Annotated in this window: 8 protein-coding genes; 4 read left to right on the plus strand and 4 right to left on the minus strand. The window is 60.4% G+C overall.

Going from position 1 to position 12,012, the window contains the following annotated elements; genetic code table 11:
• The first annotated feature begins 2 nt into the window (after nucleotides 1–2).
• Nucleotides 3–848: a xanthine dehydrogenase accessory protein XdhC gene (gene xdhC, locus FFS64_RS20515; protein ID WP_137806920.1), complete on the plus strand. Its 846-nt coding sequence runs from the start codon at nucleotides 3–5 to the stop codon at nucleotides 846–848.
• A 23-nt stretch (nucleotides 849–871) separates the two neighbouring features.
• On the plus strand, nucleotides 872–2,176 hold the full coding sequence (gene guaD / locus FFS64_RS20520) for a guanine deaminase (protein WP_137806921.1): 1,305 nt from the start codon (nucleotides 872–874) through the stop codon (nucleotides 2,174–2,176).
• Nucleotides 2,177–2,283: 107 nt separating this feature from the next.
• Here guaD and FFS64_RS20525 read toward each other — a convergent pair whose 3' ends face one another.
• Entirely contained in the window at nucleotides 2,284–3,048 is a 765-nt protein-coding gene (locus tag FFS64_RS20525; protein ID WP_095197301.1) for a GntR family transcriptional regulator, read from the minus strand.
• A gap of 306 nt (nucleotides 3,049–3,354) precedes the next feature.
• Here FFS64_RS20525 and FFS64_RS20530 point away from each other — a divergent pair, with 306 nt between their 5' ends.
• A complete protein-coding gene (locus FFS64_RS20530; protein WP_137806922.1) occupies nucleotides 3,355–4,548 on the plus strand; it encodes a benzoate/H(+) symporter BenE family transporter in 1,194 nt (397 codons plus the stop codon).
• Nucleotides 4,549–4,634: 86 nt separating this feature from the next.
• Here the strand turns inward: FFS64_RS20530 and FFS64_RS20535 are convergent, their stop codons facing one another.
• Nucleotides 4,635–4,976 carry a YggL family protein gene (locus FFS64_RS20535; protein WP_046042876.1) on the minus strand — a complete coding sequence of 114 codons (342 nt, stop codon included), beginning with the start codon at nucleotides 4,974–4,976 and terminating at the stop codon, nucleotides 4,635–4,637.
• 233 nt (nucleotides 4,977–5,209) lie between these two features.
• Between FFS64_RS20535 and dacB the strand changes: the two genes are divergently transcribed.
• The gene (gene dacB / locus FFS64_RS20540) at nucleotides 5,210–6,670 is read left to right on the plus strand and encodes a D-alanyl-D-alanine carboxypeptidase/D-alanyl-D-alanine-endopeptidase (RefSeq protein ID WP_137806923.1); all 1,461 of its coding nucleotides are present in this window, start codon (nucleotides 5,210–5,212) and stop codon (nucleotides 6,668–6,670) included.
• A gap of 67 nt (nucleotides 6,671–6,737) precedes the next feature.
• Here dacB and FFS64_RS20545 read toward each other — a convergent pair whose 3' ends face one another.
• Entirely contained in the window at nucleotides 6,738–9,137 is a 2,400-nt protein-coding gene (locus FFS64_RS20545; protein WP_137806924.1) for a GGDEF domain-containing protein, read from the minus strand.
• 197 nt (nucleotides 9,138–9,334) lie between these two features.
• The gene (gene rlmKL, locus FFS64_RS20550) at nucleotides 9,335–11,605 is read right to left on the minus strand and encodes a bifunctional 23S rRNA (guanine(2069)-N(7))-methyltransferase RlmK/23S rRNA (guanine(2445)-N(2))-methyltransferase RlmL (RefSeq protein ID WP_137806925.1); all 2,271 of its coding nucleotides are present in this window, start codon (nucleotides 11,603–11,605) and stop codon (nucleotides 9,335–9,337) included.
• Nucleotides 11,606–12,012 lie beyond the last annotated feature (407 nt).

Below are 12,012 nucleotides of genomic sequence, written 5' to 3' on the forward strand. Positions count from 1 at the left end.
ACATGTACAACTGGATCGACGCCCTCGCCGACCTGCAAAACCAGGGTGAGCCCTGCGTCTTGGTGACCATCATCGAAGAGCTCGGCTCGACACCGCGCAATGCCGGCTCGAAGATGGTCATCAGCGCCAGCCAGTCGTTCGACACCATCGGTGGCGGGCACCTGGAATACAAAGCCATGCAGATCGCCCGCGAGATGCTTGCCAGCGGCAAACAGGATACTCACCTGGAGCGCTTCAGCCTCGGCGCCAGCCTGGGCCAGTGCTGCGGTGGCGTGACGGTGTTGCTGTTCGAACCAATGGGCCAGGTCCAGGCGCAGATCGCCGTGTTCGGTGCCGGCCATGTCGGCCGGGCGCTGGTGCCATTGCTCGCCAGCCTGCCCTGCCGCGTGCGCTGGATCGACTCGCGGGACGCCGAGTTCCCCGAGCAGATCCCCCACGGTGTGCGCAAGATCGTCAGCGAAGAACCGGTAGACGAAATCGACGATTTGCCCGCCGGCAGCTACTGCATCGTCATGACCCACAACCACCAGCTCGACCTCGAACTCACTGCCGCGATTCTCAAGCGCAACGACTTCGCCTACTTCGGCCTGATCGGTTCGAAGACCAAACGGGTGAAGTTCGAACATCGTCTGCGCGACCGTGGTTTTGACAGCACGGTGCTGCAACGCATGCGCTGCCCGATGGGCATCGGCGAAGTCAAAGGCAAGTTGCCCGTGGAAATCGCCATCTCCATCGCCGGCGAGATCATCGCCACCTATAACGCGAATTTCGGCCAGCACAGCGCCAGCGCCGGATCGTCGATTGCCAAACTGCTGCCCGCTTCTCGCCGCAGCCAAGCCTCCAATTGATAAGCCTGAAAACCGGGAATCCCATGCCTCTGACTCGCAAAGCCTACCGCGCCGCCATCCTGCACAGCATTGCCGACCCCGCTGAAGTGGGTATCGAAGCCTCCTACGAGTATTTCGAAGACGGCTTGCTGGTGGTCGACAACGGTAAAATCAGCGCCCTTGGTCACGCCAGCGAGCTGTTGCCGACCCTGCCCGCCGAGATCGAAATCACCCATTATCAGGACGCGCTGATCACCCCCGGCTTCATCGACACCCACATCCATCTGCCGCAAACCGGCATGGTCGGTGCCTACGGCGAGCAACTGCTGGACTGGCTCAACACTTATACCTTCCCGTGCGAAAGCCAGTTCGCCGACAAGGCCCATGCCGATGAAGTCGCGGACATTTTCATCAAGGAATTGCTGCGCAACGGCACCACCACCGCACTGGTGTTTGGCAGCGTGCATCCGCAGTCGGTGAACTCGTTCTTCGAAGCCGCCGAGCAGTTGGACCTGCGAATGATCGCCGGCAAGGTGATGATGGATCGCAACGCCCCGGACTACCTGACCGACACCGCCGAATCCAGCTACGTCGAAAGCAAGGCGCTGATCGAGCGCTGGCACGGCAAGGGTCGCCTGCACTACGCGGTCACCCCACGCTTCGCACCGACCAGCACCCCGGAACAGCTTACCCTGGCGGGGCAGTTGCTCAGTGAATACCCGGATCTGTACATGCAGACCCACATCAGCGAAAACCTCAAGGAAGTCGAGTGGGTCAAGGCGCTGTTCCCGGAGCGCAAAGGCTACCTGGACGTCTACGATTACTATCAGTTGCTCGGCGAGCGCTCGGTGTTCGCCCACGGCGTGCATCTGTGCGACGACGAGTGCGCACGATTGGCCGAGACGGGCTCTGCCATTGCCTTCTGCCCGACATCGAACTTCTTCCTGGGCAGCGGTCTGTTCAACCTGCCGATGGCCGAGAAGCACAAACTCAATGTCGGCCTGGGCACCGACGTCGGTGGCGGCACCAGTTTCTCTCTGCTGCAAACGCTGAACGAGGCGTACAAGGTCATGCAACTGCAAGGTGCGCGCCTGAGCCCGTTCAAGTCGCTGTACCTGGCAACCCTCGGCGGCGCTCGTGCTTTGCGTCTGGAAGACAAGATCGGCAACCTGCAACCGGGCACCGACGCCGACTTCCTGGTGCTGGATTACAACGCTACGCCGTTGCTCGGGTATCGCTTGAAGCAGGCCAATAACATTGCCGAAACGTTGTTTGTATTGATGACCCTGGGGGATGACCGGACGGTGCTGCAAACCTATGCAGCGGGGAATCTGGTGCATCAGCGGTAAAAGTTTGCGCCCATAAAAAATCCCCCGTCGCTGTACAGCCCGGGGGATTTTTTTTGCCTGTCCTGCCGCCATCGCTGGCAAGCCAGCGATGGCGGCGCCGCGGTCTGTCAGATTTTCGCCGGCGACCGCCCCGGCTTCTTGGTCTGCAACAGATGCGAAAACACCGCATGCAAATCATCCGACGCACTTTCTTCGTCGAGGTTGAGTTTGCTGTCGATGTGATCCATGTGGTGCATCATCAAGTCCACCGCCAGCTCGCCGTTGCGCGCTTCGATCGCATCGATCAACTGGGTGTGCTCGTCGTAGGAGCAGTGGGAACGGTTACCGGTTTCGTACTGGGCAATGATCAGCGACGTCTGGGACACCAGGCTGCGCTGGAAACTGATCAACGGCGCGTTTTTCGCCGCCTCGGCCAGTTTCAGGTGGAACTCGCCCGACAGGCGGATGCCGGCACCCCGATCGCCGCGGGAGAAGCTGTCGCGCTCGTCGTTGACCATCTGGCGCAACTCGGCAATTTGCTCGGCGGTGGCGTGTTGTACCGCCAGCTCAGTGATCGCACGCTCTACCAGACGTCGGGCCATGAACACCTGACGCGCCTCTTCGACGCTCGGGCTGGCTACCACGGCGCCGCGATTCGGACGCAACAGCACCACGCCTTCATGGGCCAGGCGCGACAGCGCGCGGCGAATGATGGTGCGGCTGACCCCGAAAATTTCCCCCAGCGCTTCTTCGCTCAACTTGGTGCCGGGCGCCAGACGCTGTTCGAGGATGGCCTCGAAGATATGCGCGTAGACAATATCGTCCTGGGTACCGCTGCGGCCGGCTTTGCCTGCTCGCGGTTGTTTCTTGAGGGGTTGCAACTGTTCGTTCATGGGCACTCGAGTCGGGAGAACTGCGGCGAATTGACCGTGACTGTAATACGGCACAGTGGGTCGCTGGCAAGTATCGCGTAAAAAACACTGCAATTGTACACAATGGATGGTGGCAACACGACTGTACGGCTGTTTGTCGCTTCTGCTGTATAGCAACGCCTGCTTACATTTGAGTTTAGGCTTGATCGCAGAATCCGTGGCTTAACACCGCCCCCTGTGGGAGCTGGCTTGCCAGGGTAGAAACCGGGGACATCCTTTACGTTTTAAACCGCGGACATCTTCATACGTATAAGGAACACCGCTGTCATGAACGACGCCACGCACACCCAACTGCGCCCATTGGCCGATACCTCCCCTTCGGCCATCGTCGCCGGCTTCATCGCCATGATGACCGGCTACACCAGTTCCCTGGTCCTGATGTTCCAGGCCGGGCAAGCGGCGGGCCTGACCAGCGGGCAGATTTCCTCGTGGATCTGGGCGATTTCCATCGGCATGGCGGTGTGCTCGATCGGCCTGTCGTTGCGCTATCGCACGCCGATCACCATCGCCTGGTCGACCCCGGGCGCGGCATTGCTGATCACCAGCCTGGGCGGTGTGAGCTATGGCGAAGCCATCGGGGCCTATATTACATGCGCGGTGCTGGTGACGATCTGCGGTTTGACCGGCAGCTTCGAGCGGCTGATGAAAAAAATTCCCGCGTCACTGGCGGCGGCGCTGCTGGCGGGGATCCTGTTCAAGATCGGCAGCGAAATTTTCGTCGCCGCCCAGCATCGGACCGCGCTGGTACTTGGGATGTTTTTCACCTATCTGGTAGTAAAGCGCCTGTCACCGCGCTACGCGGTATTGGCCGCGTTGCTGATCGGCACCGCGTTGTCGGGGTTCATGGGACTGCTGGACTTCAGCGGTTTTCGGCTGGAAGTGGCCACGCCGGTCTGGACCACGCCGCACTTCTCCTTCGCCGCAACGATCAGCATCGGCATCCCGTTGTTCGTGGTGGCAATGACCTCGCAAAACATGCCGGGCATCGCCGTGTTGCGTGCCGACGGCTACAGCGTGCCGGCTTCACCGCTGATCACCACCACCGGTATCGCTTCGTTGCTGCTGGCGCCGTTCGGCTCCCACGGGATCAACCTCGCGGCCATCAGCGCGGCGATCTGCACCGGACCGCATGCCCATGAAGATCGCAACAAACGCTATACGGCAGCGGTCTGGTGCGGAGTTTTCTATGGGATCGCAGGGGTGTTCGGCGCGACGCTGGCGGCCTTGTTTGCCGCACTGCCCAAGGAACTGGTGCTGTCGATTGCCGCTCTGGCGTTGTTCGGCTCGATCATCAATGGCTTGAGCATCGCCATGAGCGATGTAAAGGAACGTGAGGCGGCGCTGATCACCTTCATGGTCACGGCATCGGGGCTGACACTGTTTTCGATCGGTTCTGCGTTCTGGGGAATTGTGGCGGGGGTGGTGACGTTGGTGATTCTGAATTGGAGAAAGCAGCTATAAGCTTCAAGCTTCAAGCTTCAAGCTTCAAGCTTCAAGCTTCAAGCGCATTTAACTTGCCGCTTGCAGCTTGAAGCTTGCAACTGCTTTTAAGCCTGATTGATCGGCTTTTCCGGGTACCAAACGTCCAGCAGCGGGCTGACTTCAACGCTGGTCAGCTCGGTGCGGCCCTTGAGCCAGGCTTCAACGGCAGCGCGCTGTTCAGCGCTGACCGAGCCACGCTTCTGCAGGCAAACCAGACCGTAGTCGTCGCCGCCAACATAACCCAGGCCGTTGGCTTCCATGGCTTCTTTAAGGAACGCATCGAGGAAAGCATCAATGGCTTCATCAGCCAAATCTTCTTTGAAATCCAGGTTCAGTTCGAAACCCAGCTCTTGAAATTCATCGACGCACAGTTTTTTGCGCAGACGCTGGGAACGGTTAGTCGCCATTGGAACAATCCTCTTAAGTAATAACGGCCGGCACTTTAGCAGTTTAAGCCGCCGATTGCCTGCCTCTGAACGGCGCGCACCCTACCGCCGGTAAAAAAATAGCCGATAACAAGACCAAGGCACGGCACAAGCCACGACACCTTGGGGCATAATGCCGACACTTTCATGACCGCTGAGGGCTTTCATTTTCATGCCCTCGTCTTTTCCCCCTCGGCTGTAGGGTTTTATTTCACATGATCAAATCGTTGCGTCCACTGCTGCTGGCTGGCCTCCTTTTCCCGCTGGCCCTCCCCGTTTCCGCTGAACCGATCAACACCGCGCTGTCGCCCAACGTTGAAAAAGCCCTCAAAGCCAGCAAGTTGCAGGACAACGCCCTGTCGCTGGTGATGATTCCACTCAACGGCCCGGGCACCCCGACCATTTTCAACGCCGACGTATCGGTCAACCCGGCCTCGACCATGAAACTGGTCACCACCTACGCGGCCCTGGAAATGCTCGGCCCGAACCACCAGTGGAAAACCGAGTTCTACACCGACGGCACCCTCAGCGGCGGCATCCTCAACGGCAACCTCTACCTCAAGGGTGGCGGTGATCCGAAGCTGAACATGGAAAAACTCTGGCTGTTGATGCGCGATCTGCGCGCCAATGGCGTGACTCAGGTCACCGGCGACCTGGTGCTGGATAAAAACTTCTTCGTGCAACCGCAACTGCCCGAGTTCAACGACGACGGCAACGATGAGAACAAGCCGTTCCTGGTCAAGCCCGATGCGTTGCTGGTCAACCTCAAGGCCCTGCGCTTCGTTGCCCGCAACGATGGCGGTCGGGTGCTGATTTCCGTGGAACCGCCGATTGCCAGCATCCGCATCGAAAATCAGGTCAAAGCACTCAATTCCAAACAGTGCACCGGCGGTGTGCGTTACAACCCGGTAACCCAGGCCGATGGCAGCGTGACCGTCACGGTCGGCGGTCAATTGGGCGAAGGCTGCAGCTCGCAGACCTACCTGTCGCTGCTCGACCATGCGACCTACACCGCCGGTGCCGTGCGCGCGATCTGGAAAGAACTGGGCGGCAGCATTCAAGGCCGGGACGTTCTGGCGCCAACGCCGAAAGACGCCAAGGTACTGGCTCGGGCATTCTCGCCGGACCTGGCGGAAATCATCCGCGACATCAACAAATACAGTAACAACACCATGGCCCAGCAGCTGTTCCTGAGCCTCGGCCAGAAGTTCCGCACCGATGCGGACGGCGACGACGCCAAGTCTGCCCAGCGCGTGGTGCGTCAGTGGCTGGCCAAGAAAGGCATCACTGCGCCGCATCTGGTAATGGAGAACGGCTCCGGCCTGTCCCGCTTCGAGCGCGTCAGTGCCCGGGAAATGGCTTCGATGTTGCAAGCCGCGTGGCGCAGCCCTTACGCCGCCGAGTACATCAGCTCGATGCCGATTGCCGGTACCGACGGCACCATGCGCAAACGCCTGAAGACCACCGCGATGCGGGGTGAAGCCCACGTCAAGACCGGGACCCTGAACACCGTGCGGGCGATTGCCGGTTACAGCCGCGACGTCAACGGCAATACCTGGGCCGTGGTGGCGATCCTCAACGACAAGGCCCCGTTCGGCGCATCGTCGGTACTCGATCAGGTGCTGCTGGACCTGTATCGTCAGCCGAAAACGCCGCAGACGGCTTCGGTTCCATAAGACACCACAGCCCCCTGTGGGAGCCGGGCTTGCCCGGCTCCCACAGGTCTTGTGTGTATAGACAGACTTAATTCATCTCCCCCTGCACCCGATCCCTTCCCGCCTGCTTCGCCGCATAAACCCCGGAATCCGCGCGCAGCAATAGCGCATCCGCGCCCTCGCCGACCCGCCAGCTGGCAATCCCGAAACTGGCCGTGACGACCCCCACTTCGTCGATCGGTGCATTGCGCAGGCTTTGCCACAATTCCATCGCCAGCAGATGGGCCTGTTCGCCGCCGATGTCCGGGCACAGCACCATGAACTCTTCGCCGCCCAGACGGCAGAACACATCCGTGCGGCGCAGCCGTTGACCAATGCGCTCACACACCGCCTGCAACACCCGATCGCCCACGGCATGGCCGTGCTGGTCATTGATGCGTTTGAAGTGGTCGATGTCGAGCATGATCACCGACAGCTCGCCGCCACCACGCTCCACCCGGGCCATCTCGCCGGTCAGGCGCTCCTGGAAATAGCGGCGGTTGTGGATACCGGTCAGGGCGTCGGTGACCGACAGCGCGCGCAGCTCTTCTTCCACCCGCTTCATGTCGGAAATGTCCGAGATGTAGCCATGCCACAGTACGCCGCCACCGGGGAGTTCCTCCGGCGTCGCCTCGCCGCGGACCCAGCGCAGGCCGCGCTGGGGCAGTTGCACGCGGTATTCCTCGCGCCAGGGGCTGAGGGTATCCGCCGAAGCCCGGATCGACGCACGGACACGAGTCGTGTCCTGAGGATGAATGCGCGTGAAGATCGCTTCGGCATTGAGCAGCAACACATCCGGTTCGAGCTCGTAGATCTCGCGAATACCGTCGCTGGCATAAATGACGCTGAAGCGACCGTCGAACTCCATCTTGAACTGGTAAATCCCGCCGGGCACATGGGCACTGAGTTTCTTCAACAGCAGGTCCCGAGCAGCCAACGCCTCATGCACCCGCTTGCGTTCGGTAATGTCGATGCATACCGCCAGGTGTCCAACCCACAGGCCTTGCTCGTCGAGTACCGGAGTGGCCAGCATGTTCACCATCAAATGGCTGCCATCGCCACGCACCAGCGTCCACTCCCGCGCTTCGTGCCCGCCCTCGATGCTGTTCTCGACCAACATCGCGTGGCAGGTCGGCACCGGCTTGCCGAATCGCGCGCTCAACTCGGCCGAACGTGCGGCGAGCTCCCGGGGCAAGTGCAGGTTTTCCAGGGTCATGTGCCCCACCACTTCGGCGGCGGCGTAGCCGAGCATTTGCTCGGCGCCGGCATTGAAGGTGCTGATCACACCGCGCAGGTCCGTGACGATGATCGCCACCTGAGTGGCGGCATTCAACACCCCGCGCAACTGACCGTGGGTGCCGCGCAGTTCCTGTTCGCGGGCGCGCAGTTCCTCGGTCCGCTGCTCGACCATTTTCAGCGCTCGCTGACGCTGACTGACCAATACGTAAAGCAAGGCACTGAGCAGCACGCTGAGCAAACTTCCGAGTACCACCAGGGTGGTCACCGATGAATGGTTGGCCTGCAAGAACGTTTCGCTGGGCTGGATATCGACTTGATAATCGTGATCGGCCAGTCGCAACAGCCGGGTCGCGGACAACTCACTGACGGCGGGGGCGTTCGGCGACTCGAACAGTACTTCGTGTTGTTCATCGGTGGATAAATCGAGGATGCGCACCGAAAGATAATCACGGCCCGACTCCGGCAAGCCATCGGCCAGCAACTGACGCATGCTGATCACTGCCATCACATAACCGAACGGTTTGCCGGAGGCGCCATCCGCCTGATTGCGCAGCATGACCGGCGCGACCAGCAGCACGCCTCGCGCATAGGCCGGTTCGATGCTGACCAGGTGCATCGGTTGCGACACCGCCATGCGCCCATGCCGGTCGGCCCGTTCGAGGGTGGCGCGCCGCATCGGCTGGGCCAGCAAGTCGTAGCCCAGCGGCGCGCCGAGTTTGCTTTGTGTCTGGCTGTACAGCACCACCACATACTCATCCCGCTCGGCGGCCAATTGCAGTTGGCCGTCGGCATTGAGTTCGCGCAGGGTAAAACCGCTCAGCCCCTCACCCCTTACACGGCGCTCGAACGCCGCCCGTTGATCGCCACTGACCCGTTCGGCGAATGAATACGCCTGGGTGCGGTGCAACAGAGGTAGGGTGTAGCCGTTGAATTCTTCTCGGGAAACCGAATCGGAATTGGCGAAAAACCGGCGCAGGCCATCGAGGCGCTGCTCCTGATCTTCAAAACGTTCTTCGATACGGCTGTAACGTTCACTGGCCAGCAGTTGGAAACGTTGCCGCAATTGATGGTGAAACAGGTTGAGTGTCGACCAGGCCAGTAATCCCGTGAGAATCCCGCCGACAAGCAATACCAGAAGCGCGACCAGCCAGGCCGAGACATCTTCGCGGATAAAACCCAGGATTTTTGGGCGCACGGCGTGCAACGACATAAATACAACTCAGAACGCCAGGTGCGGGAAAGCCCTTTGGCCTTGAGTTGAGTTATAGCTATTAGCCACTAATTTGACCAGCGCTGTAGGAGCGAGCCCTGCTCGCGATGATCGATAACGATAACGCGTACTTCCTGGATGTACGCGGTGCTCTCGAATCCATCGCGAGCAGGGCTCGCTTCTACAGGGGGCCAACATCAACGGGCCGTGATTTTCCACGCGCGGTGGATCTTGGCATTGCGCGCAAAATCCGGATCGATGGTCTGGGCGGTGATCTCTTCGATCGCATAACGCTCGGAAAGATTGGCCTCCAGCTCGAACTTGCGGAAGTTGTTGGAGAAGTACAAAACACCACCGGTTGCCAGCCGTGCCATGGCCAGGTCGATCAATTGCACCTGGTCACGCTGCACGTCGAAAATGCCTTCCATGCGCTTGGAGTTGGAGAAGGTCGGCGGGTCGATGAAGATCAGGTCGTACTCGTCACGGCTCGCCTCCAGCCAGGCCATCACATCGCCCTGCTCCAGACGGTTCTTGTCGGAGAAACCGTTCAGCGACAGATTGCGCCGTGCCCAGTCCAGATAGGTCTTCGACAGGTCGACGCTGGTGGTGCTGCGCGCGCCGCCCTTGGCCGCATGAACACTGGCGGTAGCGGTGTAGCAGAACAGATTGAGGAAGCGCTTGCCGGCCGCCTCTTTCTGAATGCGCAGGCGCATCGGCCGGTGGTCGAGGAACAGGCCGGTGTCGAGGTAATCGGTGAGGTTCACCAGCAGCTTCACGCCGCCTTCGTTCACTTCGACAAACTTGCCCTGCGCCGCCTGGCGCTCGTACTGCTTGGTACCGCTCTGGCGCTCGCGGCGCTTGACCACCACGCGGCTCTTGTCGATGTTCAACGCCTGCGGAATCGCGGCCAGGGCATCGAACATGCGCGCCGAGGCTTTTTCCGGATCGATGGATTTGGGGGCGGCGTATTCCTGGACGTGGACCCAATCCTGATACAGGTCAATAGCCATGGAGTATTCCGGCATGTCGGCATCGTAGACGCGGTAGCAGTCGATACCTTCACGCTTGACCCACTTGCCCAGGCCCTTGAGATTCTTTTGCAGGCGGTTGGCAAACATCTGCCCGCCTTCGCTCAGGCGAGGCTGCTCGACCACCGGCGCGGGGGCCGGAGTTGGCTTGATCGGATTGCCGTTCTTGTTGTATTTGCGCTCTTGCGGCTCGCTCGGCGCCTGATCATATTCAGCCTGCTCACGCTCGGCCTGACGCTGTTCCGGGGTGCGACGCTCGCCGGTGACGAATTGATCCGGCAGCACTTTGATCAACAGCAGTTTGCACGGCAAGGCGCCGTTCCAGAACGAATACTGCTTGTGGCTGCGGATGCCCATGCGCTTGCCCAGGTCTGGCGCGCCGGTGAACACCGCGGCTTCCCAGTTCAGGCAGGCCTGACGCAGACGCTCGCCGAGGTTCTGGTAGAGGTAGAGCAGGCTCGCCTCGTCACCCAGACGTTCGCCGTAGGGAGGGTTGCAGATCACCAGGCCTTTCTGGTTCTGGTCCGGACGCGGCTCGAACGTCGCGACTTCGCCCTGGTAGATTTTGATCCACTCGCTCAGGCCGGCACGCTCGACGTTATTGCGACCCGGTTGAATCAGGCGCGGGTCGGCTTCGTAACCGCGAATCCACAGCGGTGGCTTGGCCAGGCCGGCGGCGGCGCGCTCGGCGGCTTCTTCATGGAGTTTTTTCCACAGCGCCGGCACGTGGCCGAGCCAGGCGGTGAAACCCCATTGCTCGCGGCGCAGGTTCGGCGCGATATCGGCGGCGATCATCGCCGCTTCAACCAGGAAGGTACCCACACCACACATCGGGTCCGCCAGCGCGCCGCCTTCGGCCGCGATACGTGGCCAGCCGGAACGGATCAGGATCGCTGCCGCGAGGTTTTCCTTCAGCGGCGCCGCGCCTTGCTGCAAGCGATAACCGCGCTGGTGCAGGCTGTGGCCGGACAGGTCGAGGGACAGAATGGCTTCGCCACGGTCCAGACGCAGATGGATGCGCAGGTCGGGGTTGAGTTTGTCGATGGACGGACGGTCGCCCTGCGGCGTGCGCAGTTTGTCGACGATGGCGTCCTTGACCTTCAGCGCACCGAAGTGAGTGTTGTCGATACCCGAGCCATGACCGCTGAACTCGACTGCCAGGGTACCGTCATTGAGCATATGGTCTTGCCAGTCGATGTCGAGTACGCCGTGATAGAGATCTTCGGCGTCTTTCATCGGGAAACGCTTGAGTACCAGCAGCACCCGGTTGGCCAGGCGCGACCACAGGCACAGGCGATAAGCGGTTTCCATGGTGGCCATGCCGCGTACGGCAGAGGTGTGCTCACGTGCTTCCTCAAGGCCAAGCCCGACGGCTTCCTCGATGAGCAGGCCTTCAAGGCCTTTTGGGCAAGTGAGGAAGAGTTCGAAACGATCGGACATGAGGATTTCTGTGCCTTTGGCTGAGTGAGCTGGCAACGCATTGCCGGCCCGGTTTTCAATCAGGCGCTTTTCTCGAAGAGCGCCCGCGTGGCACGAAGGTGTGCCGTCCCACCCTTGCTGCTCGGGTTAAAAGAGCTTAGATGCAAGGACAGATAAAAAAGTTGGTGCAACAAAATGTCATAAGTCGACCCTTCGTCGAATAATCCCCACTGCAACGCGAGACATTCTCACCAAAGGATTAACCCCTTCATCCTGCGGGGGGGCCGATCATACAGGGCTTTGATCAATAAATACGCGGCGAACATCGTGTTACTTATGGCCATACCACATTAACGGTTACGTGCTTATGACAAAACGATCATTCCCTCGATGTGACGCATTGGTTAGAACTCAATACAGGTTGGCGC

The organism is Pseudomonas sp. G(2018), from assembly GCF_005502415.1.
Taxonomy (GTDB): domain Bacteria; phylum Pseudomonadota; class Gammaproteobacteria; order Pseudomonadales; family Pseudomonadaceae; genus Aquipseudomonas.